Below are 23,456 nucleotides of genomic sequence, written 5' to 3'. Positions count from 1 at the left end.
CTAGTCAAAAACAAGAACGTGTTCTAGTCTCGCGCCATGCACACCGACATCTGCGAGCAGTTCGGCATCGAGTACCCGATCTTCGCCTTCACCCCCTCCGAGCACGTCGCGGCCGCGGTCTCGCGTGCTGGAGGACTGGGCGTCCTGGGCTGCGTGAGGTTCAACGATCCCGAGGAGCTCGAGAAGTCGCTCGTGTGGCTCGACGAGAACACCGACGGCAAGCCGTACGGCGTCGACATCGTGATGCCGATGAAGATCCCGACGGAGGGCACGTCGGTCGACCTCAAGGCGATGATCCCCGACGAGCACATCTCCTTCGTCGAGCGCACGCTGCAGAAGCTGGGCGTCCCGCCGCTGCCCGAGGGCGAGGGGCGCGACGGCGTGCTCGGCTGGCTGCACTCGGTGGCCCGCTCCCACCTCGACATCGCGCTCAACCACCGCCCGGTGCTGATCGCCAACGCGCTGGGCTCCCCGCCCAAGGACGTCATCGACAAGTGCCACGAGCACGGCGTCAAGGTCGCGGCGCTCGCCGGTGCCGCCAAGCACGCGGTCAACCACGTCCGCAACGGCGTCGACATCATCGTGGCCCAGGGCTACGAGGCCGGCGGGCACACCGGCGAGGTGGCCAGCATGGTGCTGACGCCCGACATCGTCGACGCCGTCGGGCCCGACGTGCCCGTGCTCGGCGCCGGTGGCATCGGCTCGGGGCGCCAGGTGGCAGCCTCGCTCGCCCTGGGCGCCCAGGGCGTGTGGACCGGCTCGATCTGGCTGGGCACGGAGGAGTACCAGAACCTCCAGTCCCACGACGGCTGGACCGAGGCGTTCACGCGGGCCACGTCCAGCGACACCGTGCGCACCCGGGTCTACACCGGCAAGCCGGCGCGGCTGCTCAAGACGAAGTGGACCGAGGCCTGGGCCGAGGAGGGCGCTCCCGAGCCGCTGCCGATGCCGTTGCAGAACCTGCTCGTCGCCGAGGCGCACAGCCGGATCAGCGCGTCGGGCAACCCCGACGTCATCTCGATGCCGATCGGTCAGATCGTCGGGCGGATGAACGAGGTGCGCCCCGTCGCCGACGTGATGGCCGATCTGGTCAGCGAGTTCGAGGCGACGGCCACCCGGCTCGCCTCGCTGCGCGATGCCAGCGCCAGGGCCTGAGGGGGAACGGGCGGGTCAGGAGGCCGGTCGGGCCAACGTCGCCGATGGGCTCTCGCCGAACTCCTGACGGTAGGTCTGCGAGAAGCGCCCGAGGTGCAGGATCCCGTGGCGCAGAGCCACCTCCTGGACCGTCTTCTCGCCGGGCCACGCGGCAACCAGCACTGCGTTGACCCGGCGAAGTCGCAGATGCCGCAGGTAGGCCATCGGGGGGCGGTCGTAGTGGCGCTTGAAGCCGTCCTGCAGGGCTCGGACGCTCAGATGGACCTCGCCCGCGAGGGTGATCGACGTCCACGGGTGCTCCGGGCGCTCCTCCAGCAGCTGTGCCGCGGCCTCGATCGGGGTCCGGGGTGCCGCCCGCCCGGGCCGGTCGAGCTCGTCGCTGTAGTTGTGTCGATGGGCGAGCAGGAAGCCGTCCACGATGAGCGCCTCCACGTGGCGCTGCACCGTGGTCAGCACGCTCGCCGGGCTCGGACGGTCCAACTGCAGCAGCACCAGGTGGACGGCCGGGGTGAGCGCCTGCGCCAGACCGCCAGCCTCGACCTTGGGCTCGGGACGCAGCGGCGCACGCAGACTGTGCCCGAGGAGTGACTCCAGCTCACGCTCGACGATCTGCGGGGAGAGCAGCAGCGTCATGACCCGGGACCCGCAGGACCAGTGCGCGTCGGTGACCGCGCCGGGCTCATAGGCGAGCCCTTCGCCGGCGAGCGCCGTCGTGGGCTCGGCGCCGTTGCCCGCACCCGCGGCCTGTCCTTGGAGGGTCAGGTTCACATGAAAGCCGCTGGTGGCGCCGGTGACCACCCGGGCCCCCGCATCGAAGGACAGGAGCCCGACCGTCGACGAGGCCAGTCGCACCTCCGTCAGCTCCATGTGGAACCGGTCGCCGCTCGAGGCGGGGAGCATGAGGCGGTTGGAGATCTGGTAGGCGTGGGCCACGGCATCCTCGGCCGCCGCAGGGTCGGTGGTGCGCCACGTCGAGACCTGCTCGACTGGACCCCCTACCCCTCGTCCCATTGCCACACCCTAGACCGACCACGCGGTGCGCTATCCGGTTCGCGCACGGTCCTGTGCGATTCGCGCAGTGCGTGCTGCTCGGGCCCGCGCCGGCGCGTCGGAACGGGACAGGCCCCGTAGCGTGCCCACCACCGAGCGGACGAGGACCCGGCAACGTCGCGCTCGTCGACTTGGCATGAGGGTGAAGTGGCTAACCAGAGGAACGCGCGGCGGCAGCTGGATCCACCCATGCGAACCCAGCTGATGTGGCAGCTGCCCACGCTGTTGCTGACCGTGATCGTCGCCATCGGCCTCATGCTCGGAGGCTCGGCGGTATCCCCCACGGCATGGACCGTCGTCGGGCTGACCCTGATGTCGCTTGTGTCGGTCGCCGCCGGCGTCGTCCCGTGGGCTGACATCGCGCACCGGTGGCACATCCTCATGCCCCTGCTCTCTCTGCTGGCGGTGGGGCTGATCGGAGTCCAGGCGGTCTCAGTGGTGCCCTCGGTGGTGCTGGTCGGCGTCGGCCCGGTCCTCTGGCTGGTCTTCGAGTTCGGCAGGGTCGGCACGGTGTCGGCCGTTCTCTCGGTCACGGCGCTCCTCGGCGTGGGCTACCTGGGTGAGGCATCGCCGCCGTCCTCGGGTGCTGCCTGGGCACAGTTCGTGGTGGTTCCGCTGGTGGCCCTGGGGCTGTTCCTCGGCGCCCAGCTCGTGGCGGATCGACTGCGGCGCAGGGGGCAGACCGTGCAGGATCAGTCGACGCTGCTCGAGAGCACGCTCGAGCTCGCCCACGATCGGCTCCTGCTCGTCCAGGCCGTCCTCGACTCGGTGGGTGCGGCCATCGTCGGCTATGACCATGACGGCGACGTGATCCTGGAAAACTCCAGTGCCCACGAGTTGGCAGCGCGCGTGGGGGTCCGGCTGACCGACTCCTGGGAAGGCCTGTGGAACCACGTCTACCTGGAGGACCGGGTCACGCCAGTGCCTGCGAGCGAGCGTGTGATCACTCGGGCCCGCTGCGGCGAGGAGGTGGCACCGCAGACCCACTGGGTCGGGCCTCCGGAGGACCAGGTCGCGGTCATGCTCTCGGCCCGACAGATCTATCGCCGCAACGGCGATCGGCTTGGCGCCGTGGTGGTGGGGTGGGACGTCACGGACATCGTGGAGGCCGTCCGGGTGCGCGACGAGTTCCTCAAGACGGTCACTCACGAGCTACGCACCCCGTTGACCTCGATCATGGGCTACCAGGAGTTGATCGCCGAGGAGCTCGACCCCCAGGACCAGCGGGTCGCGAGGATGCTCGAGATCGCCCAGCGCAATGCGGCCGTCCTGCTCTCGCGAGTCTCCCAGCTGCTGCAGGCCTCGGGCGCGGACGGACCCGGGGTCCACACCCAGCAGGTGGACGTCTCGACGCTGCTGCGGGAGGCCGTGGCCAAACATCGCAGCGTCGCCTCGTCGGCCGGCATCACCCTGGCAACGCGGGTGCAGCCCGGTGTGAGGGCACACCTGGACCCGGCCGCCTGGGAGCAGGTGGTCGACCACCTGGTGTCGAACGCCATCAAGTACACCCTCGGCGGCGGTGAGATCGAGGTCGTCCTCGAGCAATCGGGAGAATCGTTCGTCCTGCTCATCGTCGACACCGGCATCGGCATGTCACGCGCGGAGCAGGACCGGGCGTTCGAACGCTTCTATCGCACGACGGCGGCACGCGACCGGGCGATCCAGGGACTCGGTGTCGGGTTGTCCATCGCGCAGGAGATCATCCATGCCCACGGTGGCCAGGTCAGCCTGTCCAGTGCTCCCGGGCAGGGAACCTCTGTGGCAGTCGAGCTGCCCCTTCGCCCCGTGGCCGCAACCGCTTGAGTCGCGCGGCCCAACCGTCCAGCTCAGGCGTTGTCGCTGATCTTCTTCGCCAGCGCCAACCCGGCGCGCCGCGCCATGGTGGCCGTCTCGGGGTCGGCGGCGGCCTGCTCCGGCACCAGCCCGGCCATCAGCCCGGCCGGCTGGGTCAGCCAGGCCCAGGCACGCCACGGGTCGATCCCCGCCGCCAGCAGCGGCTGGAGGACTGGAGCAAGGTCGTCGCGCGGGTCGAGGTCCGCATCGAGTTGGAAGGCGGGCACCAGCGCGCGCTCGTCAGCAGGCACCACCAGCAGTTGGTGCGCGTTGGCGGCCTTGGTGACGGCGAAGCGCAGGGCGTCGACCGTCTCGCCCCGAGCCTCGGCCAGCGTGTCGTAGGTGAACCACGCAGTGGCGAGCAGTTCCTCGCGCAACCGGGCCTGACGGGCCAGCTGCAGCAGCGCGACTGGTACGGCGTGCTGGGGCTCGGACCCGTCGCGGTGCAGCAGCGCATCCAGCTGCTCGAGCTGAACGAGGCTCAGCGGCTCCAACGTGTTGGGGTCGGTCCACTGCGCCCGACCAGCCGCGTCCCGCTCGAAGGTCGGCAGGCCCGCCTCGGCCAGGTGGGGCCCGAGATGCAGCCCCTCCAGCCAGGTGGCGAGGCGCTCGCCGAGATCTGCTGCGCGGTCGTGGTCGGGCGAGGGGTCCTGCATGGTCATGTGAACAGGGTGCCGCATCGGGTTCATCGCCAGGCAGTGGCCCTTCCCAGAACCATCGGCGGGTCGCACACTGGGCCGCACGACTGGGATCGTGAGAGCGGGGGAGACCAGGATGCTGCGAACGCTCAGGGCTGCGGCGGGCGCGCTGCTGGGCGTGTCCGGAGGGCTGATGTACGCCGCGTCGTGGCAGCGCTGGGCCGGTGCCTGCGCGTGGGGCCAGTCCGAGGGCGGACTGTGCGACACCCGGCAGGACGACCGCTACGACTTCCTGCCGCCCAGTGCTCCGTGGGAGCCGGTGGGCGATGCGGCGCAGCTGGCCGGAGCCTCGTTGCTGGTCCTGGCAGTGGCCTTCGTCGTGCTGCCGTGGGCCCTCGCCGGCCGGCGCCCGGGTGTGGCCTCCGTCGTGGCGTCGACGGGTGTGGTGCTGGCGCTGGGGGTGATGGGCGCCTCGATCCTCCGCTCCGGGCTCGCCGGCAGCGTCGTACAGCCGTTCGGGGCCGAGGCTGCCGGACTGGTATGGGCCCTGATGACGCCGGTCCTGCTGGCGCGGTTCGCCGCGGCTGCCCGCGGGTGGACGCTGGCGGCCGCGGTGTCGCTGGTCCTGTCGACCCCACTGGTGGCCGTCCTCTATGCAATCGGCCCCTACGACACGCGTCCGTGGTGGGAGGCGATCTCCGGTGCGTTCACCGCGATCGCCGGGGTCTGCTTGCTGGGGGCCGCGGCGTGCACTCGTCGACGCCGGTCACCGAGAAGCGTCGGCTCGGGGAAGGTCGACGTCACGTCTCAGTCGGACCCAACCCCGAGTGGCAGCGATCAGCGCTCGGTATGGGCGTCGCCGCGTAGAAGTCTCAGGTGCAGCTCCAGAGTCTCTGCGGATGGGGTTGCGTTGTGCTCGTGGGCAAGGTGGCATCGATAGATGTCGAAGGCGCGCAGTGCCGATGCGATCTCGCCCGCGCTCGCATGCGCGCGCATCAACACCCGTTGAGCGCGGTCCGTGCATGGATCAAGATGCACGGCTTGGCGGGCGTGGTCGAGCGAGTCGCTCCACAGGCCTAGAGCCAGGGCTGCCTCAGCTGCGTCGACTGAGAGGTCATGTCTTCTCCTCACGAGCGCGGCACGCGCCGACATCGCCCACTCACTGTCGTCGTGATGAGCATGGAAAGTGCCGCGGTACAGGTGCGAGGCTGATTGAGCCAGCGCAAGTGCCGAGTTGAAGTCGCCCACCTGACAGGCGTGGTGAACCTGTCTGGCTTCTGCCTCGAAAGCCACCACGTCGACCCATGCAGAGCTGAGAGTGACGTGGTCACCTTGCCGCTGGATGCATTGTGGACCGAGGATCCCACGTAGGTGACTAAGAGCAGTGCCGAGACTTGCCCGCGCCCGATCCTGAGGGACGTCTGCCCAGAGCTTGTCGGTCAGGCCTGTTGACGGCGTCGGCTGTCCGCTGCGAAGCGCCAGGATCCTGAGCAGGTCCCGGTTCTTGTGGGTTCGCCACTCGTGATCTGAAACCGTTGCGCCATCACGGCGCAGCACGAAGAAGTCGCCCAGAAGGAAGATCCGGATCCAATACTCGCTGGCCATTGCGACCATCCATTACCGTCAAGCCCGAGATCCGTATGTGGTCGAAGGGAAAGCCGACGCTGAGAGTGCTCCTCGTGGAGGGGCCCCGCGCGGGCGGGCGTACCTTCATTACCTGCCGTGAACCGCTCATCGCGTTACATCCTCTCTCGCAATTCGCGAGAGAGGAGTCACATCGCGGTCGTCGGACATGCTGCTCCCGTCCTGACCTACCGTCTTCCGCATGGATCTCTTTCGGACGAAGTCGGTCGAGCAGTCCATCGCCGAGACCGACGAGCCCGGACACCAGTTGAAGAAGGACCTCGGCGTCCTGGACCTGCTGATCTTCGGCGTTGGCGTGATCATCGGCGCCGGGATCTTCGTCGTGACGGGGACCGTGGCGAAGACCAACTCCGGCCCGGCGATCACGCTCTCGTTCGCGATCGCTGGCCTGACCTGCGCCCTGGCGGCCCTGTGCTATGCGGAGTTCGCCTCCACGCTGCCGGTCGCCGGCAGCGCCTACACGTTCAGCTATGCCTCCTTCGGCGAGCTGATCGCGTGGATCATCGGGTGGGACCTGGTGCTGGAGTTCACCATCGGCGCGGCGGCGCTGAGCACGAGCTTCTCGGGCTACTACCAAGAGGTCTTCGACGGGACGTTCCTCGCGGTGCCCACGTCTTTGGGTTCCGCGTCGAAGGGCGTGATCGACCTCCCCGCGGTGGTGATCTCACTGCTCGTGATGACCATCCTGATCGGGGGCATCAAGCTGTCGAGCCGGATCAACCAGGTGATCGTCGCGGTCAAGTTGCTGGTCATCGCCGCCGTCATCGTCTTCGGGGTCGGGCACATCTCGACCGACAACTACACGCCGTTCATCCCGCCGTCCGAGCCCGCTCCCGAGGCGAGCGGCAGCTTCATGGACGTCACGCTGATCAGCTGGGTGCTGGGCGTCGACCCGGCCGTCTACGGACTCGCCGGGGTGATCGCCGGGGCCTCCATCGTGTTCTTCGCCTTCCTGGGCTTCGACGTCGTCGCCACCACCGCCGAGGAGACCAGGAACCCTCAGCGCGACATCCCCCGAGGGATCCTCGGGTCCCTCGCGATCGTGACCGTGCTCTACATGGCCGTCAGCCTCGTCATCACCGGGATGCGCGACTACCGCGACATCGAGGCCGGCGACTCCGCGCCGCTGGCGACCGCCTTCGAGTCGGTGGGCCTGGACTTCATGGGACGGCTCATCGCCATCGGCGCCTGCATCGGCCTGATCGTGGTGGTGATGATCCTGATGCTCGGCCAGAGCCGGGTCGCGTTTGCGATGGCGCGCGACGGGCTGTTGCCGCGGGGACTGGCCAAGGTGCACCCGCGGTTCGGCACGCCGCACGTGATCACGCTGATCACCGGTCTCGCGGTGGCGCTCATCGGCGGCCTGGTCGACCTCGCCACACTGGTCAACCTGGTCAGCATCGGCACGCTCTTCGCGTTCATCGTGGTCAGCGTGGGCGTCGTGGTCCTGCGCCGCAGCCGCCCTGATCTGCCCCGGTCGTTCCGCACGCCGGCGGTCTATGCCGTGGCGACCGCCTCGGTGCTGCTGTGCTTCTATCTGATGCTCAACCTGACCGGGGGCACCTGGGTGCGCTTCCTGGTGTGGATGGGGCTCGGGGTGGTTGTGTACGCCGTGTTCGGCTACCGCAACTCACGCCTCAGCTCGCGGGCCTAGCGGACCGCGGCGAATGTGGAGCGGACGCGAGGATTTGAACCTCGACTCCTTCCCTGGAAGGGAAGCGTGCTGCAACTACACCACGTCCGCGGAGCCAGCCTCTGAGGAGACTGACACGTTCGTAGTATGGCAAACCCCTGGCCCGCCGCGACGTCAGGGGTGAGCGTGCGACGTCATCGTCCCACCTGGGCCCACAGCTTCCGGGGGGCACAGAACCGGTAGCTCTCGGTCACCAGCTCGGCGACCTCGTCCCAGTCGGTGTCGTCGTCCAGCACCATCCCGACGACGGTGGGCGACCATGGCGGCTGGTAGAACGGCGGCCCAGCGTTGGCGAGCGCCATCAGCTCGTCGCCGGTTGCCCGGAACGTCAGCACCGTGGTGGGTTCGGTCACCCCGGTCATGTCGCGATAGGCCGACGTGTAGCCCTCCTGGGCGACCAGGACGTGGGCGAAGGTCTTGGTCCGGACCCGCCACCGCACACCGGTCCAGGCATCTTCCTCGTAGGCGTCCGGCAGGGTCAGGGCGACGGACGCGACCCGGGCGACCACGTCACCGGAGGGCTCGATGCGCGGCGCTCTGGGCATGCCTCGATTCTGTCAACGGGAGACTGCGGAAGTCCACGTGTGGGCGTGGCCGGGTCCCTCTCGTGGAAGAGCCTGGTGGCGTCGTCGGTCATGTCGTCGAGCCACTCGCCGATCTTCCTTGAGCACGCCGGGTAGCGCTCACTGCTGCCGTTCGTCCTGGTCGGGAAGCTCGTCGAGAAGCGGACCGCTGCCGTCAGGGTCGGCTTCCTGCCCCAGCCCGATGTCGGTCGAGCCTGAGACCCGCACTGCTTGCACGATGAGCGGCGGGAGGCTCTGCTGCGAATGCCGGAGGAAAGAGATGTAGGCCTCAGCGCCCTCGAGCGTGCGGAACGCAGTGACCGCCATCCACTGTCCGACTGGAAGGGCTCCCCGGGAGGTGAGCATCTGCGCGGTCTTTCTCAAGCAGCGTTCACAGTCCTCTGTGACCAGGTTCTGCTGTCCCGCGGATCCGAGATCAGGAACCCGCTTGAGCTCGGCTGGATGGGTCTCGGCATAGGTGGCCGTTAGGCCGAACTGATCGGTGGGGACGACGTAGTACCCCTGCAGCTCGCCTTGGTTGGAGGCGCGCGCGGCCGACTCGGCTGCCCCCTCGGTCGGGTAGAGCCCACCCACGACGAGGACGAGCGACTCGGTGCGGCCAGCAGAGTCGACAACGGCGAGATTGCCCGGAGGGCCCGGAGCGCCCGGAGCGCCCAGGGCGTCCTGCTCCTCTGACTCCTCGTTCGCGGCGAGGGCCAGTCCGAGGTGACAACCGGCCGCGCAGACGACTGCGATGATGGCGCCGACTCCGACTCTGATACCGCCTGCAAGTCTCACACCGCCTCCGTCCCCCGCTCGGCTGAATGTCGTTGAGACGCGCTGGACCGCGACCGAGTTGCCCTCGGCCGTGTGCTTCTTCCCGTTCGCTCATCGGCTGAGGGTGCACTCGGCTTGCGAATGAGGGGGCTCGCGATGCCTCAGTCTTCGAGGCCAGTGATCCGGCGCAGCTCGGCGAGGTGCGCGTGGAGTGCCGTCCGCCCGGAGTCGGTGAGGCTCAGCCAGGACCGTGCCCGGCCTCGCTGCTTCTCCTTGTGGGTCCGGACATAGCCGGCGTCGGCGAGGACCTTGAGGTGCTTGCTGAGGACATAGTCGCTGACACCGAGCGTCTCCTGCACGGTGGTGAAGTCGACGGAGTCCACCTCTGCGAGTAGTGCACAGATGTGCAAGCGGTTCCGGGCATGGATGACTTCGTCGAACCTGGGAGCGTTGCTCACGCCGAGGCTCTGCTCCCGGACGGGAACTCCCCACGGGAAAGACGCCGATCGGTCCACTCCTCGTGGAGGTACGTGAAGGAGGCACCGGTGCTGCGCTTGAGGAGCGCCCGCAAGAGCACCGGCCCCGCCACCGCAGCGAACACCACCAGGAAGGCGCCGATGACGGAGGAGCCGAGGAGGAGGCTGTCGTACGGCATGCCCGTGCCAGCGAAGAGAGCAGCCACGATCAGGGCGGCGACGACCTTGTACCACCACGGCGTGGTCAGCCGGTGGCCGAACCGTGCCCGGACGTCGTCCAGATCCCGGAGTGCCCCGCGGGCGAACTGCTCGCTGAGCATCTGTACGTCGCGCGGCCAGTCGCGTCGTTCAACCGTGGGCGGGTGCGCCCGGGCGGGCATGCAGTTCCAGCGTCTCGCGCAGCACGTCGAAGTCGACCGGCTTCGAGAGGTAGCCATCCATGCCTGCCGCCTGACAGCGCTCCCTCTCCTCGACCGTCACCGCTGCGGTCATGGCGATGATGGGGAGGCGGTCGCCTTCCGACTCGGTGGCTCGGATTGCCGCTGTCGCGGTGTAGCCGTCCATGACGGGCATGTGGCAGTCCATGAGGACGGCCGCATAGGGGCGGCCCGCTACCGCTCTCAGGGCTTCCAGTCCGTTGTCGGCGACGTCGACCTCGTAGCCGAGTTTGCCGAGCAGGCCCTCGGCGATCATCTGGTTGATCTCGTCGTCCTCGACCACGAGCACCCGACCCGACTTCGCCGGTGCAGGGGGTGCCGACCCCGGTGGGGTCGCCCGAGGCGAGGGCGCAGCGACGAGGGAGGACAACCGGTGCAGAAGCTCTGAGCCGAGGATCGGTCTGCAGAGCAGCGCCCGCGGCCCGAGGTCACCGGGTGTCGTGGGGCCGAGGTCCAGGGTTCCCGACAGCATCAGCACGTGAGTCTCTGACATGCTCGGGTCCGCGGCGATCTCTTCCGCCAGGTGCCACCCCTCGCTTCCGGCCCACCCGGAGTCGAGGAGAGCGAACCGGTGAGGGTCGTCCTCGGCTACGGCTGCGCGCAACAGTGCCATGACGTCGCCGACGTGCTCGACGCTCTCGGGCCTCATGCCCCAGTCCTCGAGCTGCAACTCGAGGAAGTGTCGGCTGCGCTCGTTCTTCTCCACGATGAGGACTCGCTGGTGCCGCAACAGCTCGGGGTCCGGCGTTCGAGGCAGGACGGGCTCGGCCACCCCGAGGGGCACCTCGAACCAGAACGTGCTGCCCTCCCCCTCCGCGCTGGCCAGGCCCACGGACCCGCCCATGGCCTCGCACAGCCCACGGGCGATGGCCAGGCCGAGGCCCGATCCCCCGAACCTCCGTGTCGTGGAGGCGTCAGCCTGGGTGAAGGAGTCGAACAGGGTCCGCTGGGCGTCCTCGGAGATGCCCATCCCGGAGTCGGCGACCTCGAACCGCACGCGGACGTGGTCGGCGCCCGTGGTGGGGACCAGGTGGGATCTGAGTACGACCTCGCCCTGGTCGGTGAACTTCACTGCATTGGAGGCCAGGTTGAGCAGGATCTGCCCCAGCCGGGCCTCGTCGCCCCTCAGGAGGGACGGCACCTCGGGCCCGCAGTAGACGATCAGCTCGACGTCCTTGTGCGCAGCAGGCACCGCCACCAGGCTGGCGGTCCTCTCGAGCAGCAGACGAGGATCGACGTCGACGACTTCAAGGACCACCTTGCCCGCCTCGAGCTTGGAGAAGTCGAGGGTGTCGTTGATGACCGAGAGCAACGCGGTGCCGGCCTTCTGCAGACCGTCGACGTAGTGCACCTGGGGTCCGACCAGATCAGTCTCGCCGAGCAGACGGGCCAAGCCGATCACGCCGTTCATCGGCGTCCGGATCTCATGACTCATCGTTGCCAGGAACTCCGACTTCGCACGCGTGGCCTCCCTGGCCTCCGCCTCGGCGGCCTCGAGCTCAGCGGCTCGGCGTTCCAGCTTCTCGCGCAGCTCGGCAGCACTCTTCAGTGCCGCCTTCAACTCGCTGATGTCGGTGCAGGTCCCGAACCACTTCACGATCTCACCGTTCGTGTCGCGCAGCGGCAGGGCGCGACCCAGCATCCAGTGGTACTCGCCGTCGTGTCGCCGCAGCCGGTACTCGACCTCGTACGGCTCACCTGTTCGCGTGGCCTCCTTCCAGAGCCGGTGGGCAGGAGCGCGGTCGTCGGGGTGGAACGGCGGGTTCCACCCGTCGCCCAGGCTCTCCTCGAGCGACAGACCCGTGAAGTCCATCCACTGCCGGTTGAAGTAGACGTGGTAGCCGTCGGGCCGGGTGATCCAGACGATCTGGGGGAGCGTCTCGACCACGTCGCGCCACTCTGTCCCGGTCGCCTGCATGGCTTCCAGATCGGCCTGGAGATGGTTGGTCGGAAGGGGGTTCCTGAGGTGGGCGTCGACCGCATCCGGGTCGGAGGGGTCATCGCGGGTCAGGAGAGGCATGCCCGCCACTCTGCCTTGCAGATGGCTAGCGAGGACGACTTCCACCACACCAGGGGGCCGTGGCAGTCGGAACTCTGGCAGCCGCGGCCACGGACGGCCCTACCGTGGGGTCAGGCCTCCAAGGGTGGCTGGATGGGGCGATATCCAGAGCACATGATGCGAAGCCATCCGATCCGGCCGTCCAGTTCGGAGAGATAGGCCTGCTGCTCGACGAGATGCTCGCCGTCGGCGTTGTGGACATGGAATCGGTAGCCCACTCGTGCGCGGTCGGCGAACGAGTCCACCTCGATGGTCAACACGTCCACGATCTCGTCGCCGTCCTCGAACCACTGCTCGACTGCGTGGAGCACGCCCTCGACGCCCGGGGCGTCCCACACGCGACGGGGGGTCATCCCCCTGAAGTCGACGTCAGGGTGAAGCAGCTCGCGGAGGCGGACCTGATCCTTCGCCGCGACGGCTTGAGCGAACCCTTCGCCCAGCGTTTGAGTCACATGGCGATGGTCCCCAATATCCGTCTCCACGACAAGCCTCCCGGCCCGAACTGCCTCTGCGGGCGTTCGCAGGCCGTGCATGTGACCGATGGTGGACGTCGTGCTGCGCCTCAGACCCGCGCGACCTCGCCGTACGCCGTGCCCCGCTCCTCGCGCACCCACAGCGGGTCCTCGGTCGTCGTCCCCTGGATCACCAGCTCGCGCTTGAGGATCTTGTTGGTCGCCGTGCTCGGCAGCTCATCGGCGATCCGGACGTAGCGCGGCCAGGCCTTGGGGGAGAGGTCGGCCTGCTCGGCCAGGAAGGCCTCCAGCTCGGCCGGCTCGAGCCTCTCGCCGTCGTTGAGGACGAGGGCGGCCATCACCTGGTCGCCGACCCGCTCGTCGGGCACGGCATAGACCGCGACCCGGTTGATCTTGGTGAGCCGCATCAGGATCCGCTCGATGGGGGCCGCGGCGAGGTTCTCCCCGTCGACGCGCATCCAGTCCGCGGTGCGCCCGGCCAGATAGACGAAGCCGTCGGCGTCGCGGTAGGCGAGGTCCCCGCTCCAGTACATCCCGTGCCGCAGCCGCTCCGCGTTGGCGCGCTCGTCGTTGTAGTAGCCGGTGAACCAGCCTGCGCCCTGGGTGTTGACGAGCTCGCCGACCGCCTCGTCGGCGTTGGCGAGCGCGCCGTGCTCGTCGAAGACCGCCCGCGGGCACTCCTCGACGGTGGCGGAGTTGTAGACCGCGACGCCCTCGTAGGGCTGGCCCACGGAGCCCTGCGGCGTGCCGTCGACGCGCAGGATGATGATCGCGGCCTCGGTCGAGCCGAAGCCGTCCCACACGTCGCAGCCGAAGCGCCGGCCGAAGTCCTCGATGTCGCGGTCGCTGGCCTCGTTGCCGAAGGCGTGGCGCAGCGAGTTGTCGGCGTCGTCGGGCTGCTCCGGCGTGGCCAGCACGTAGGCCAGCGGCTTGCCGACGTAGTTCATGTACGTCGCGCCGTAGCGGCGGATGTCGTCGAGGAAGTGCGAGGCGCTGAACCGTGCCAGCGCCATCGCCGCGCCCGTGCAGATCGAGACCGTCCACCCGGCGAGGATCGCGTTGGAGTGGAACAGCGGCATCGACAGGTAGCAGACGTCGTCGGGCGTGAGGGAGTACTTGTCCTTCAGCGTCATGCCCGCGATCAGCACCATGAAGTTGCTGACCTGCACCGCTTTCGGGTCCCCGGAGGTCCCCGAGGTGAAGATCAGCATGAAGGTGTCGAAAGCGCCGGTCTCGCGGTGCGGGACCAGCTCGCCCTCGCCGGCCGCGAGCAGCTCGTCGTACGCCGCCGACGAGGTGTCGAAGACGCGCACGTCGCCCAGGTCGAGGCCGTCGAGCAGCGGCAGGTGCTCGGCGTCGGTGATGAGCACCTGGCACTCCGCGCGCCGTACGTCGGCCGCCAGGCCCTCGCCGCGACGGGTGGTGTTGATGCCGCACAGCACGAAGCCGCCGAGGCCCGCGGCCGCCAGCGCGCGCGCCATGTCGGGGGTGTTGTCCAGGAGCACACCGACGTGCAGCGGCCGGTCAGGGGCGGCGGTGCGGATCAGCGCGGTGGCGAGCGTCGAGGCCTCGGCGAGGTGCTCGCGCCACGTCCACGACCTGTCGTCGAAGAGCACGGCAGGGGTGTCGTCGTCGAGTCGCGTGCGCAGCATCTGCTGCACGGTCTCCTCAGCCATTCGATCCTCCGGGGTCCGGGTGCGCAGGGGCGCACGATCCTGGGTCAGGGGTATCACGAATCGCAGGCCCTGATGTGGGCTGCGTCACACTGAGTGGGACGGTGGATCAGACCGGCTCGGCCGCGAGCGCGCGCCCGATCGTGAGGGCCTGCTCGGTGGTCCCGCCGAAGGCGAACTCGAAGCGCTTGGCGGCCGTGAAGTAGCGGTGCGCCTCGCCGTCCAGGTCGATCCCCACCCCGCCGTGCACGTGCACGGTGGTGTGCGCGATCCGGTGCCCCGCGTCGGCGGCCCACAGCTTCGCGGTCGCCAGCTCGGTCGTCGCAGGCAGTCCCTCGTCGAGCCGCCAGGCGGCCTGCCAGAGCGTGAGCTGCTGGCCGAGCACGTCGATGTAGCCGTCGGCCAGCCGCTGCGAGACGGCCTGGAAGGACCCGATCGGACGGCCGAACTGCTCGCGGGTGCGGGCATAGGCGGCCGTCAGCTTGGAGGCGCCCTCGGTGACGCCCAGCTGGTGGGCGCACGCGGCGAGCGTCATCAGCTGACGCAGCCGCTCGTCGACCGAGCCGTCGGCGGCGCCGACCAGCCGGTCCTGCGTCAGGGAGACCTCGTCGAGGTCGAGGCGGGCCACGACATCCCCGTCGGAGAGCCGACCCGCGGTGAGGCGTACCCCGTCGTCACCAGGCAGTACGACGAACACGCCGACGCCGTCGGGGGTCAGGGCGGGGACCAGCAGCGCGTCGGCGTACGTCCCGGCGGGGACGACGACCTTGACACCGCTCAGGATGTGGCCGTCACCGGAGGGGGTGGCGGTGAGCGTCGGCCGCTCGGGGGAGAAGGCGTGCTCCTCAGACACCGCGGCGCTCAGCACCAGCGACCCTGAGGCAGCGCCCGGCAGCCACTGCGCCTGCTGTGCGGAGGAGCCGTGCTCGGCGAGCAGACGTGCGGCGGGGCCGTGGAAGGCCAGCGGGACCGGGGCGACGGTGCGGCCGGCCTCGACCAGCACGCGGCACAGCTCGATCAGCCCGAGGCCGGCGCCGCCGTGCTCCGCCGGCAGGGGGAGGGAGAGCAGGCCCGCGGAGCCGAGCTCGGTCCACAGCTCGCGGTCGAAGCGGTCGCCCGCCTGCTCGACCTCGCGCATCCGCTCCGGCGTGGCTCGATCGCTGAGGATCTCCGCGGCCAGCGCGGCCGCCTCGTCCTGCTCGGCGGTGAATGTGAAGTCCATGGTCATCCTTGCTTTCGTTGATCGAGCCGCGAGCGCAGCGGCGCCGGCCCTCGTTGATCGAGCCGCGAGCGCAGCCGCACCGGCCCTCGTTGATCGAGCCGCGAGCGCAGCGAGCGAGTCGAGATCATCGCTTCGCGGCCGGCAGGCCGAGTCCGACGTAGCCGATGATGTCGCGCTGGATCTCGTTGGTGCCGCCACCGAAGGTCATCACCAGCGACGAGCGGTGGTAGCGCTCCAGGCGCCCCGCGAGCACGGCGCCCGCCGAGTCGCCGGTCAGCGCGGCGGCCGGCCCGACCACCTCCATCAGCGCGCGGTAGACCTCGGTCGCGAGCTCGGAGCCGTAGACCTTGGTGGCCGAGGCGTCGGCGGGGGAGAGGTCGTCGACGACCGCGGCCAGGCGCCAGTTGAGCAGCGTGAGCATCTCGACCCGGGCGTGCGCGCGACCGAGCAGGATCTGCACCCACTCGGAGTCGATGACCCGCTGGCCGTCGGGGTTCTTGGTCTCCTGCGCCCAACGGCGGACCAGGTCGAGCGAGTGCACCAGCGGCGCCGACGAGGTGAGCGCGACCCTCTCGTGGTTGAGCTGGTTGGTCATCAGCGACCAGCCGCCGTTGAGCTCGCCGACCAGGTTGCCGGCCGGCACCCGGACGTCCTCGAAGTACGTCGCGCTGGTGCCGACGCCGGCGACGGTGTGGACGGGCGTGTAGGAGAACCCCGGCGCGTCGGCCGGGACGAGGATCATCGACAGCCCCTTGTGGCGGGGCAGGTCCGGGTCGGTGCGACACGCCATCCATAGCCAGTCGGCGTACTGGATCAGCGAGGTCCACATCTTCTGTCCGTTGATCACCCACTCGCCGTCCTCGGGCGAGCCGTCCAGCACCGCGCGGGTCTTGAGCGAGGCAAGGTCGGTACCCGAGCCGGGCTCGGAGTAGCCGATCGAGAAGTGCAGCTCGCCGGCCAGGATGCGGGGGAGGAAGTAGTCCTTCTGTGCGTCGGTGCCGTAGCGCATGATCGTCGGGCCGACCGTGTTCAGCGTCAGGTAGGGGATCGGCACGCCGGCCACCGCCGCCACGTCGGTGAAGATCAGCTGCTCGATCATCGACCGGTTCTGCCCGCCGTACTCCTCGGGCCAGCCGATGCCGAGCCAGCCGTCCTGCCCGAGCTGGCGGATGACCTCCTTGTAGACGTCGCCGTCGCCGAACTCGCCCGACGCGGCGGCGAGCGCGGCCCGGCGCTCAGGGGTGACGAGGGTGGCGAAGTAGTCGCGCAGCTCCTCGCGCAGCGCCTGCTGCTCGGCGGTCAGTGCCACGTGCATGGGCTCTCCCAGAGGACCAGAGCACCCCGAGGGGTGGGGGGGGCCGAGGTGGCGCCCGCACCCGGCAAACTATAACCTGTTCTTGTTTTGGTCCACCGTTCGTTCGCACGACACCTCGGAGGAACCGCCATGAGCGACACCCGCCTTCTCGACCACGGCACCCCGCCCGAGCGCTTCGCCCGCGGCTGGCACTGCCTGGGCCTGGTCAAGGACTTCGCGGACGGCGAGCCGCACGCGGTCGAGGCGTTCGGCGGCAAGCTCGTGGCGTGGAGCGACACCGCCGGCGAGGTGCACGTCCTCGACGGCTACTGCCGCCACATGGGCGGGGATCTGACTCAGGGGTCGGTCAAGGGCGACGAGATCGCGTGCCCCTTCCACGACTGGCGCTGGGGCGGCGACGGCAAGTGCAAGGCGATCCCCTACGCCCGCCGGGTCCCGCTGCGCGCGCGCACGCAGGCCTACCCGACCGTCGTCCGCAACGGGCAGCTGCTGGTCTGGCACGACGCCGAGCACGGCCCGGCCGACATGGACATCCTTCCGCCCGAGCTCGAGGGCGTCGGCACCGACGCTTGGACCGACTGGACGTGGAACGTCCTCGACGTGCCCAACGCGCACTGCCGCGAGATCGTCGACAACGTCGTGGACATGGCGCACTTCTTCTACATCCACTTCGCGTTCCCGACGAACTTCCGCAACGTCTTCGAGGGCCACATGGCCTCGCAGTTCATGGAGTCGACCGGGCGCCCGGACATGGCCGGCGCGGGGTACGGCGACGAGAGCCTGGTGCTGAAGTCGGAGGCGACCTATTACGGGCCGTCGTACATGATCAACTGGCTCAACGTCGACTACAAGGGCTTCGAGACCGAGGTCGTGCTGGTCAACTGCCACATCCCGACCTCGGACAACTCCTTCAAGCTGCAGTACGGCCTGTGCGTGCGCAAGCCGGAGGGGCTCGACGAGAAGACCGCCCAGTACATCGCCAAGAAGTACTCCGACATGTTCGGCGACGGCTTCATGCAGGACGTGCACATCTGGCTCAACAAGGCCCCGGTGCAGAACCCGCTGTTGTGCGAGGAGGACGGGCCGGTCTATCAGCTGCGGCGCTGGTATGAGCAGTTCTACGTCGACCGCGCCGACGTGACGCCCGAGATGACCGAGCGCTTCGAGTTCGAGGTCGACACCACCAAGGCCAACGAGTTCTGGCGCGCCGAGGTGGAGGCGAACCTCGCCAAGAAGGCGGCGGAGGATGAAGCCTCCGGTGGAGACGCCGGCGGGCCCGAGGACTCCGACGCGCCGCGCGGCGTGATGACGGGGACCTGATGGCGTCGTTCGTCCCGACGCGCGAGGAGACCCTGGAGGACCAGCGTCTCTACACCCGCGCCCGACTGGTGGAGGTCGCGTGCCTCGACTGCCTGGCGCGCGTCGGCGTGAAGAAGAACAGTGACCACCACACTTCCATCCAGTGGTCGGAACAGGCGCTCACGCAATGCCAGGAGTTCGCGAAGATGTCCTCGGCGCCCGGTGGGCGCCGCGTGCACGCGGCCTGCTCCCGGCTGACCGCGAGCATCGAGACCGCTGCACGTGACGGGGAGATCCCGATCGGAGCCGAAGATGGATACTGAGTCCTTCACCCTGCCGGTGCTGGAGGTGGTCGAGGAGACCGCCGACGCGCACTCGATCGTGCTGGGGCTCCCCGACGAGGGGCGCGAGCACTTCGCCTACACCCCCGGCCAATTCCTCACCGTCGCGGTCCCCAGCGACCAGACCGGCGTCGCCGCACGCTGCTACTCGCTGTCGAGCAGCCCCGGCGTCGGCGACGACTCGCTGACGATCACCGTGAAGCGGACCGTGGACGGCTACGCCTCCAACTGGATCTGCGACAACCTCCGCCAGGGAGACACCTTGCGGGTGCTGCCGCCCAGCGGCATCTTCACGCCGAAGAACCTCGATGCCGACCTGCTGCTCTTCGCGGGAGGCAGCGGGGTCACGCCGATCATCTCGATCGTGCGGACCGCCCTGGCGCAGGGGAGCGGGCAGATCGTGGTGTTCTACGCCAACCGCGACGAGTCCTCCATCATCTTCAAGGACGCCTTCCGCGAGCTCTCGGCGGCGCACCCCGACCGGCTCGTGGTCGTGCACTGGCTCGAGAACGTGCAGGGGCTGCCCTCGCAGGCGCAGCTGAAGACGTTCGCCGCGCACTTCCCGTCGTACGACGCCTTCGCCTGCGGGCCGGCGCCGTTCATGAAGGCTGCGGTGAGCGCGCTCAAGGAGCTGGAGTTCCCCCGCGAGCGCCGCCACCAGGAGAAGTTCGTCTCGCTCGGCGGCAACCCGTTCGGCGACCTCGAGGACATCCAGGAGGCCGAGCACGAGATCCAGGCCGCCGAGACGGACGAGGACGACGCTGCCGCGGACGTGCTGGCCGAGGCGCCGCAGGCCCCGGTGAAGGTCGAGGTCGAGCTCGACGGCGTCGACTACGCCTTCGACGACTGGTCCCCGTCGGTCACGCTGCTGGAGCACCTGGAGTCGAAGGGGGTGCAGGCGCCCTACTCGTGCCGGGAGGGCAACTGCTCGGCTTGCGCCTGCCGCGTCCTGGAGGGCGAGGTCAAGATGCTGCACAACGAGGTCCTGGACGCCGAGGATCTCGCCGACGGGATCCGGTTGGCGTGCCAGTCGGTTCCGGTGACGGACACGGTGAAGGTCACCTACCACTGAGGGCTGGTGACCTGGCCGACGGAGACTCCCGCTCGTCCTAGGTCCCGCCGCTTCCGATGCGCTGGTTGGTGGTCATCCGGTCAGCGGGGTTGGCCTGCTTCTTCGCCCGGTAGCGCTCGAGCTTCCTCTTCTCCCGGCGCGCTCGCGCGGTGGCCTCGCGGGCCGCTGCCAGGGCCTCTGCCTTCGAGGTCGCCGCGGCCCGCCGTCGGAAGAGCTTCATGGCGCCAGCCTAGGGGTGGGTGGACGGACCGCACAGTGTCGATCGGCTCGAGGGGGCTCCCTCAGCTCGAGCGGCCTACGCCGAGGGCCTCGAGGATCGCCGGGCCGCCGTCGAGGACGCCGCCGACCGTCCCGTCCTGGTCGTCCGCACCGGGTGGCGTCGTGTGCGGGCCGTCCGTGAGGCGGACGTCGCGGCAGCCGTAGTCGTCGACGACCACTCCGGTCAGGTCGCCGTCGTGGCTGTACGCGATCATCCAGCGCGGGCCGAGGTCGTCGTTGCATCCGCCGCTGCGATCCGCGATCGCGAGGGCGTCCAGAGCCGCCTGGAGGTCGGGGAGGTCAGCGTCGGCGACGGGGTCCGGCTGCCCGGCGCGTCTCCATCCGTACGCGGCACCGCCGCTGGGGGTCATGTCGATATCGAACGTGTCGTAGCGGCAGACCCATGCTTCTTGCGCCTCGAGGAGGGCCGGGAGCCGATCGGCCACTTCCTGGGTGCCGAAGCCGTGACCGGACGGGTCCTCACCGATCGGCAACCGTTGGGGGCAGGGTCGCCCGCCGGCGTCGGCGAGCTCGCTCGTCCGCACCTCCGGGCTGGTCGCAGCCTGGGGGGTCGGCCCGCATCCGGAAAGGACGAGGGCTGCGGTCACCAGACCGAGGAGCGGGCCTCCACCGCCGAAGGTGCGAGTTCGGTCGCCTGCGGCCGTAGATCGGTTCGAGTCCAGCGTGGGCATGGGGATCCGACGTCCTCAGAGCCTCGGCGGTTCCGTGGCCGGCCCCGATGGGCCCCCTAGGACATGTGTTCGAATAAATGCCACCATGGAGTGGTGGCCGGTGGAATGAACAAGCGTGGCGGGGGGATCCCCATGGCGGAGCGTGTGCGCCTGGGGACAGCAGTGGCGGCGCCCGAGGCTCCTCCCGCGGACGAGGGGCCGGCCAAGCACTGCTGGGTCGCCGATGCGATCGACCGGCACGGGGTGAAGCGTCCCGGGCTGCTCGTCGAGTGGCGCCAGGCGGCCGTCGGCTGGGAGGGGCGGGTGCTCTATGCGGCGATGCTGCGGCCGGGGGAGTGGGCGGTGGTCGAGGAGTGGCTGCCGGCGGAGCTGCTGACGCCGCGCTGAGCGATTCGGGAGTGGGGCCGATTCAGCGTGGGGCCGATTCGGGTGTGGGCGGGCGTCGTCCGTAGCCTCGGGGCGTGGCTGACGTGGAGATCGTGCAGGACGGTCCGTCGGCGTTCGTCGTACGCGTGGGTGGCACGGACCAGTCCCACGTCGACCTGGCGGACCCGACCCGGGTGGTCTTCGACTACGTACGGCGGATGGCCGACGTCGTCGACGCGCACCTCCCGGCGGGGGAGCCGGCATCGGTCGTGCACGTCGGCGGGGCCGGGCTCACGCTGCCGCGCTACGTCGCCGCCACCCGCCCCCGGTCGGGACAGATCGTGCTCGAGCCCGCCGAGGAGCTGACCGCGCTGGTGCGGGAGCAGCTGCCCCTGCCTCGGCGCAGCGGGATCAAGGTGCGCCCCGTCGACGGGCGGACCGGCCTCCCCTCGCTTCGAGACGCGTCGGCCGACCTCGTCGCGCTGGACGCCTACGCCGGGGCGCAGGTCCCCGGCGAGCTGGTCACGGTGGAGTGCTTCGCGGAGGTCGCCCGGGTCCTGGCCGACGACGGGCTGTTCCTGCTCAACCTCGCCGACCGCGCGCCGTTCGCCTGGACCCGTCGCGTGGTCGCCGGCCTGCGCGTGTCGTTCCCTCACCTGCTGCTGAGCGCGGAGCCCGCGACCCTGCGCGCGCGTCGCTTCGGCAACCTCCTCGTGGTCGCCTCCCGCGGCGACCTGCCCGAGCTGGCCCTGCGCCGCCGCGCCGCCAGCTCCGAGCACCCTTATCGCGTCCTCGGACCGAAGGAGCTCAGCGACTCGGTGGGCGGCGGCACCCCCATGACCGACGGGGCAACAGAGCCCTCACCCGCCCCCCGCTGACCCGTCCCCAAATCTCGCTGACCCGGCTCGAAATGCGGCTGACCCGTCGGAAGATATCCACCTGTGAATATCTTCCGCCGGGTCAGCGAGATCTTCTGCCGGGTCGCCGAGATCTAGCGCCGGGTGAGCGTGACTTGGCGCCGGGTCACCAGCCTCGGGTGCGCCACTCCGGGAGTGACGGCCGCTCGGCGCCGAGGGTGGAGTCGTTGCCGTGGCCGGGGTAGAACCAGGTCTCGTCGGGCAGCGTGCCGAAGATCTTGGTCTCCACCTCGTCGACGAGCTGGGCGAACGCGTCCTTGTCGCCGAACGTGTTCCCGACGCCGCCGGGGAAGAGCGAGTCGCCGGTGAACAGGTGCGGGTGGCCCTGCGGGTCGTCGTACACGAGCGCGATCGAGCCGGGGGTGTGGCCGGCGATCGCGAGCACCCGCAGCGTCTGGTCGCCGACGGTCACGGTGTCGCCGTGCTCGACGCGCCGCGTCACCTCGACTGCGGTCTGCTCGGTGATGGCATCCGCGTCGGGCGTGCCTGCCACGACCGCCGCCCCGGTCGCCGCCACGACGTCGGCCAGCGCACGGTGGTGGTCCCAGTGCTGATGGGTCGTCACGACCGCGGTGAGGCCCGCATCGCCGACCAGCTCGAGCAGGCGCTCGGGCTCCGCGGCCGCGTCGATGAGCACCTGCTCGCCCGTGGCCGCGCAGCGCAGCAGGTAGCAGTTGTTCGACATCTTCTCGTCGACCGCGAGCTTGGTGATGCTCAGGCCGCTCAGGTCTCGGGTGTCGGGGGAGCCCCCGGGGGTCACGTCGCCGGTGTACGTCGCCATGCGCCGATCCTAGGCAGGACACCGGCGCTCGACGAGAGTGCCTTGGCCGCGGCGACCGGGTCGGCGCGCCCGGTCAGCCACCAGGCGAGCTCGGGTGCCCCACCGGAGATGAAGGGACCCTCGCCCTCCCCGACCTGCCAGCTGCGGCCCAGGTCGGTCGCCTCGATCCGGAACGGGCCGGACTCGCCGTGGTCGCGCGCGAGCTCGTCGAGCAGGCCCAGCATGAAGTCCTCGGGCCACGCGGCCGGGCCGTAGTCGGCCCCGAGGTCGGCGTGGTGGATCTCGACCTCCCGGCGGCGGCCGGGGACGACCGCCGTACCCGGCATCCACGGGCCGCCCGGGACTCGGGGGACCTCGATCCGCCAGGCGTGCTCCGGGACCTGCTCGGCAGCCTCATGGAAGAGCGAGCAGCCCTCCAGCAGACGCGTGCGCAGCGTCGCCCCCTCGGCCCGAGCGAGCTCCTCGATGTCGACGTCGCGCTGACGGGCGGAGGAGTAGATCGGGGTGTCGACACCGCGGGAGAGACCCTGGAGAGCGCCGGCCAGTCCCTCGGCGTTCAGGGCCAGGTGGGCGACGACATGGGCGCGGGACCAGCCGGGCAGTACCGACGGTGCGCGCAGCTGCTCATCGGTCAGGGCGTCCACGGTGCGGATCAGCCGACGCGTGGAGTCCTGGCAGGCGGCGAGCTCGTGACGGGGCATGGTGACATTCAACACCCGGGT

Annotated in this window: 25 protein-coding genes and 1 tRNA gene; 9 read left to right on the top strand and 17 right to left on the bottom strand. The window is 69.8% G+C overall.

Annotated features, from left to right (window positions below; translation table 11 throughout):
• The first annotated feature begins 36 nt into the window (after positions 1 to 36).
• Positions 37 to 1,155 (top strand): NAD(P)H-dependent flavin oxidoreductase, encoded by a 1,119-nt coding sequence (locus tag ACYU7L_RS02220; protein WP_460793550.1) that lies wholly within the window; start codon positions 37 to 39, stop codon positions 1,153 to 1,155.
• 15 nt (positions 1,156 to 1,170) lie between these two features.
• Here ACYU7L_RS02220 and ACYU7L_RS02215 read toward each other — a convergent pair whose 3' ends face one another.
• Positions 1,171 to 2,166 (bottom strand): AraC family transcriptional regulator, encoded by a 996-nt coding sequence (locus ACYU7L_RS02215; RefSeq protein WP_460793549.1) that lies wholly within the window; start codon positions 2,164 to 2,166, stop codon positions 1,171 to 1,173.
• 228 nt (positions 2,167 to 2,394) lie between these two features.
• On the opposite strand from ACYU7L_RS02215, the gene ACYU7L_RS02210 reads away from it, so the two are divergent.
• Entirely contained in the window at positions 2,395 to 4,008 is a 1,614-nt protein-coding gene (locus tag ACYU7L_RS02210; protein ID WP_460793548.1) for a sensor histidine kinase, read from the top strand.
• Positions 4,009 to 4,031: 23 nt separating this feature from the next.
• On the opposite strand, the gene ACYU7L_RS02205 is transcribed toward ACYU7L_RS02210, so the two are convergent.
• Positions 4,032 to 4,700 carry a hypothetical protein gene (locus tag ACYU7L_RS02205; protein WP_460793547.1) on the bottom strand — a complete coding sequence of 223 codons (669 nt, stop codon included), beginning with the start codon at positions 4,698 to 4,700 and terminating at the stop codon, positions 4,032 to 4,034.
• Between the two features lie 112 nt (positions 4,701 to 4,812).
• Between ACYU7L_RS02205 and ACYU7L_RS02200 the strand changes: the two genes are divergently transcribed.
• Positions 4,813 to 5,616: a hypothetical protein gene (locus ACYU7L_RS02200; protein ID WP_460793546.1), complete on the top strand. Its 804-nt coding sequence runs from the start codon at positions 4,813 to 4,815 to the stop codon at positions 5,614 to 5,616.
• On the opposite strand, the gene ACYU7L_RS02195 is transcribed toward ACYU7L_RS02200, so the two are convergent.
• Positions 5,514 to 6,281: an AfsR/SARP family transcriptional regulator gene (locus tag ACYU7L_RS02195; protein WP_460793545.1), complete on the bottom strand. Its 768-nt coding sequence runs from the start codon at positions 6,279 to 6,281 to the stop codon at positions 5,514 to 5,516. The two genes, ACYU7L_RS02200 and ACYU7L_RS02195, sit on opposite strands and share 103 nt — an antisense overlap.
• 220 nt (positions 6,282 to 6,501) lie before the next feature.
• On the opposite strand from ACYU7L_RS02195, the gene ACYU7L_RS02190 reads away from it, so the two are divergent.
• Positions 6,502 to 7,974, top strand: coding sequence for an amino acid permease (locus ACYU7L_RS02190; RefSeq protein WP_460793544.1), 1,473 nt, complete (start codon positions 6,502 to 6,504; stop codon positions 7,972 to 7,974).
• A 16-nt stretch (positions 7,975 to 7,990) separates the two neighbouring features.
• Here the strand turns inward: ACYU7L_RS02190 and ACYU7L_RS02185 are convergent.
• From ACYU7L_RS02185 to ACYU7L_RS02140, 10 genes are all read right to left on the bottom strand, one after another.
• A tRNA-Gly gene (locus ACYU7L_RS02185) sits at positions 7,991 to 8,064 on the bottom strand.
• A gap of 83 nt (positions 8,065 to 8,147) precedes the next feature.
• Positions 8,148 to 8,558, bottom strand: coding sequence for an MmcQ/YjbR family DNA-binding protein (locus ACYU7L_RS02180; protein ID WP_460793543.1), 411 nt, complete (start codon positions 8,556 to 8,558; stop codon positions 8,148 to 8,150).
• A 138-nt stretch (positions 8,559 to 8,696) separates the two neighbouring features.
• Positions 8,697 to 9,374, bottom strand: coding sequence for a hypothetical protein (locus ACYU7L_RS02175; RefSeq protein ID WP_460793542.1), 678 nt, complete (start codon positions 9,372 to 9,374; stop codon positions 8,697 to 8,699).
• A 140-nt stretch (positions 9,375 to 9,514) separates the two neighbouring features.
• Positions 9,515 to 9,811, bottom strand: a complete 297-nt coding sequence (locus ACYU7L_RS02170; RefSeq protein WP_460793541.1) for a transcriptional regulator — start codon at positions 9,809 to 9,811, stop codon at positions 9,515 to 9,517.
• Complete coding sequence (locus tag ACYU7L_RS02165; protein WP_460793540.1) at positions 9,808 to 10,209, bottom strand: hypothetical protein; 402 nt, start codon at positions 10,207 to 10,209, stop codon at positions 9,808 to 9,810. The genes ACYU7L_RS02170 and ACYU7L_RS02165 overlap by 4 nt, the downstream gene beginning before the upstream one ends.
• Entirely contained in the window at positions 10,178 to 12,286 is a 2,109-nt protein-coding gene (locus tag ACYU7L_RS02160) for a PAS domain-containing hybrid sensor histidine kinase/response regulator (RefSeq protein WP_460793539.1), read from the bottom strand. The genes ACYU7L_RS02165 and ACYU7L_RS02160 overlap by 32 nt, the downstream gene beginning before the upstream one ends.
• A 110-nt stretch (positions 12,287 to 12,396) precedes the next feature.
• Positions 12,397 to 12,858 carry a hypothetical protein gene (locus tag ACYU7L_RS02155; RefSeq protein WP_460793538.1) on the bottom strand — a complete coding sequence of 154 codons (462 nt, stop codon included), beginning with the start codon at positions 12,856 to 12,858 and terminating at the stop codon, positions 12,397 to 12,399.
• A 29-nt stretch (positions 12,859 to 12,887) separates the two neighbouring features.
• Complete coding sequence (fadD1, locus tag ACYU7L_RS02150) at positions 12,888 to 14,474, bottom strand: fatty-acid--CoA ligase FadD1 (protein WP_460793537.1); 1,587 nt, start codon at positions 14,472 to 14,474, stop codon at positions 12,888 to 12,890.
• 106 nt (positions 14,475 to 14,580) lie between these two features.
• The gene (locus ACYU7L_RS02145; RefSeq protein WP_460793536.1) at positions 14,581 to 15,693 is read right to left on the bottom strand and encodes an acyl-CoA dehydrogenase family protein; all 1,113 of its coding nucleotides are present in this window, start codon (positions 15,691 to 15,693) and stop codon (positions 14,581 to 14,583) included.
• A 124-nt stretch (positions 15,694 to 15,817) separates the two neighbouring features.
• Positions 15,818 to 17,008 carry an acyl-CoA dehydrogenase family protein gene (locus tag ACYU7L_RS02140; protein WP_460793535.1) on the bottom strand — a complete coding sequence of 397 codons (1,191 nt, stop codon included), beginning with the start codon at positions 17,006 to 17,008 and terminating at the stop codon, positions 15,818 to 15,820.
• Positions 17,009 to 17,137: 129 nt separating this feature from the next.
• Between ACYU7L_RS02140 and ACYU7L_RS02135 the strand changes: the two genes are divergently transcribed.
• The 3 genes from ACYU7L_RS02135 to ACYU7L_RS02125 are packed head-to-tail and all read left to right on the top strand — an operon-like array spanning position 17,138 to position 19,720.
• Positions 17,138 to 18,328, top strand: coding sequence for a Rieske 2Fe-2S domain-containing protein (locus ACYU7L_RS02135; RefSeq protein WP_460793534.1), 1,191 nt, complete (start codon positions 17,138 to 17,140; stop codon positions 18,326 to 18,328).
• On the top strand, positions 18,328 to 18,630 hold the full coding sequence (locus tag ACYU7L_RS02130) for a hypothetical protein (protein ID WP_460793533.1): 303 nt from the start codon (positions 18,328 to 18,330) through the stop codon (positions 18,628 to 18,630). The genes ACYU7L_RS02135 and ACYU7L_RS02130 overlap by 1 nt, the downstream gene beginning before the upstream one ends.
• The gene (locus ACYU7L_RS02125; protein WP_460793532.1) at positions 18,620 to 19,720 is read left to right on the top strand and encodes a 2Fe-2S iron-sulfur cluster-binding protein; all 1,101 of its coding nucleotides are present in this window, start codon (positions 18,620 to 18,622) and stop codon (positions 19,718 to 19,720) included. Before ACYU7L_RS02130 ends, ACYU7L_RS02125 begins: the two co-directional genes overlap by 11 nt.
• 37 nt (positions 19,721 to 19,757) lie before the next feature.
• Here ACYU7L_RS02125 and ACYU7L_RS02120 read toward each other — a convergent pair whose 3' ends face one another.
• Positions 19,758 to 19,940 (bottom strand): hypothetical protein, encoded by a 183-nt coding sequence (locus ACYU7L_RS02120; RefSeq protein ID WP_460793531.1) that lies wholly within the window; start codon positions 19,938 to 19,940, stop codon positions 19,758 to 19,760.
• 61 nt (positions 19,941 to 20,001) lie between these two features.
• Positions 20,002 to 20,586, bottom strand: coding sequence for a hypothetical protein (locus ACYU7L_RS02115; protein WP_460793530.1), 585 nt, complete (start codon positions 20,584 to 20,586; stop codon positions 20,002 to 20,004).
• Positions 20,587 to 20,802: 216 nt separating this feature from the next.
• Here ACYU7L_RS02115 and ACYU7L_RS02110 point away from each other — a divergent pair, with 216 nt between their 5' ends.
• Positions 20,803 to 21,057 carry a hypothetical protein gene (locus ACYU7L_RS02110; protein WP_460793529.1) on the top strand — a complete coding sequence of 85 codons (255 nt, stop codon included), beginning with the start codon at positions 20,803 to 20,805 and terminating at the stop codon, positions 21,055 to 21,057.
• A 74-nt stretch (positions 21,058 to 21,131) separates the two neighbouring features.
• Entirely contained in the window at positions 21,132 to 21,914 is a 783-nt protein-coding gene (locus ACYU7L_RS02105) for a spermidine synthase (protein ID WP_460793528.1), read from the top strand.
• A 145-nt stretch (positions 21,915 to 22,059) separates the two neighbouring features.
• On the opposite strand, the gene ACYU7L_RS02100 is transcribed toward ACYU7L_RS02105, so the two are convergent.
• Positions 22,060 to 22,734, bottom strand: a complete 675-nt coding sequence (locus ACYU7L_RS02100) for an MBL fold metallo-hydrolase (RefSeq protein ID WP_460793527.1) — start codon at positions 22,732 to 22,734, stop codon at positions 22,060 to 22,062.
• Positions 22,710 to 23,435 (bottom strand): maleylpyruvate isomerase family mycothiol-dependent enzyme, encoded by a 726-nt coding sequence (locus ACYU7L_RS02095; RefSeq protein WP_460793526.1) that lies wholly within the window; start codon positions 23,433 to 23,435, stop codon positions 22,710 to 22,712. Before ACYU7L_RS02095 ends, ACYU7L_RS02100 begins: the two co-directional genes overlap by 25 nt.
• Positions 23,436 to 23,456: the final 21 nt, after the last annotated feature.

This window comes from Nocardioides pacificus (assembly GCF_054775955.1).
Note: the sequence above shows the minus strand (reverse complement) of the source record. Positions and strands in the feature narration are given on the sequence as shown.

Bases quoted from the DNA above. Each gene is read 5' to 3' on its own strand.
- ACYU7L_RS02220 (WP_460793550.1), top strand. From the start codon at position 37: ATGCACACCGACATCTGCGAGCAGTTCGGCATCGAGTACCCGATCTTC.
- ACYU7L_RS02215 (WP_460793549.1), bottom strand. From the start codon at position 2,166: ATGGGACGAGGGGTAGGGGGTCCAGTCGAGCAGGTCTCGACGTGGCGC.
- ACYU7L_RS02210 (WP_460793548.1), top strand. From the start codon at position 2,395: ATGCGAACCCAGCTGATGTGGCAGCTGCCCACGCTGTTGCTGACCGTG.
- ACYU7L_RS02205 (WP_460793547.1), bottom strand. From the start codon at position 4,700: ATGACCATGCAGGACCCCTCGCCCGACCACGACCGCGCAGCAGATCTC.
- ACYU7L_RS02200 (WP_460793546.1), top strand. From the start codon at position 4,813: ATGCTGCGAACGCTCAGGGCTGCGGCGGGCGCGCTGCTGGGCGTGTCC.
- ACYU7L_RS02195 (WP_460793545.1), bottom strand. From the start codon at position 6,281: ATGGCCAGCGAGTATTGGATCCGGATCTTCCTTCTGGGCGACTTCTTC.
- ACYU7L_RS02190 (WP_460793544.1), top strand. From the start codon at position 6,502: ATGGATCTCTTTCGGACGAAGTCGGTCGAGCAGTCCATCGCCGAGACC.
- ACYU7L_RS02180 (WP_460793543.1), bottom strand. From the start codon at position 8,558: ATGCCCAGAGCGCCGCGCATCGAGCCCTCCGGTGACGTGGTCGCCCGG.
- ACYU7L_RS02165 (WP_460793540.1), bottom strand. From the start codon at position 10,209: ATGCCCGCCCGGGCGCACCCGCCCACGGTTGAACGACGCGACTGGCCG.
- ACYU7L_RS02160 (WP_460793539.1), bottom strand. From the start codon at position 12,286: ATGCCTCTCCTGACCCGCGATGACCCCTCCGACCCGGATGCGGTCGAC.
- ACYU7L_RS02155 (WP_460793538.1), bottom strand. From the start codon at position 12,858: ATGCACGGCCTGCGAACGCCCGCAGAGGCAGTTCGGGCCGGGAGGCTT.
- fadD1 (WP_460793537.1), bottom strand. From the start codon at position 14,474: ATGGCTGAGGAGACCGTGCAGCAGATGCTGCGCACGCGACTCGACGAC.
- ACYU7L_RS02145 (WP_460793536.1), bottom strand. From the start codon at position 15,693: ATGGACTTCACATTCACCGCCGAGCAGGACGAGGCGGCCGCGCTGGCC.
- ACYU7L_RS02140 (WP_460793535.1), bottom strand. From the start codon at position 17,008: ATGCACGTGGCACTGACCGCCGAGCAGCAGGCGCTGCGCGAGGAGCTG.
- ACYU7L_RS02135 (WP_460793534.1), top strand. From the start codon at position 17,138: ATGAGCGACACCCGCCTTCTCGACCACGGCACCCCGCCCGAGCGCTTC.
- ACYU7L_RS02130 (WP_460793533.1), top strand. From the start codon at position 18,328: ATGGCGTCGTTCGTCCCGACGCGCGAGGAGACCCTGGAGGACCAGCGT.
- ACYU7L_RS02125 (WP_460793532.1), top strand. From the start codon at position 18,620: ATGGATACTGAGTCCTTCACCCTGCCGGTGCTGGAGGTGGTCGAGGAG.
- ACYU7L_RS02120 (WP_460793531.1), bottom strand. From the start codon at position 19,940: ATGAAGCTCTTCCGACGGCGGGCCGCGGCGACCTCGAAGGCAGAGGCC.
- ACYU7L_RS02110 (WP_460793529.1), top strand. From the start codon at position 20,803: ATGGCGGAGCGTGTGCGCCTGGGGACAGCAGTGGCGGCGCCCGAGGCT.
- ACYU7L_RS02100 (WP_460793527.1), bottom strand. From the start codon at position 22,734: ATGGCGACGTACACCGGCGACGTGACCCCCGGGGGCTCCCCCGACACC.
- ACYU7L_RS02095 (WP_460793526.1), bottom strand. From the start codon at position 23,435: ATGCCCCGTCACGAGCTCGCCGCCTGCCAGGACTCCACGCGTCGGCTG.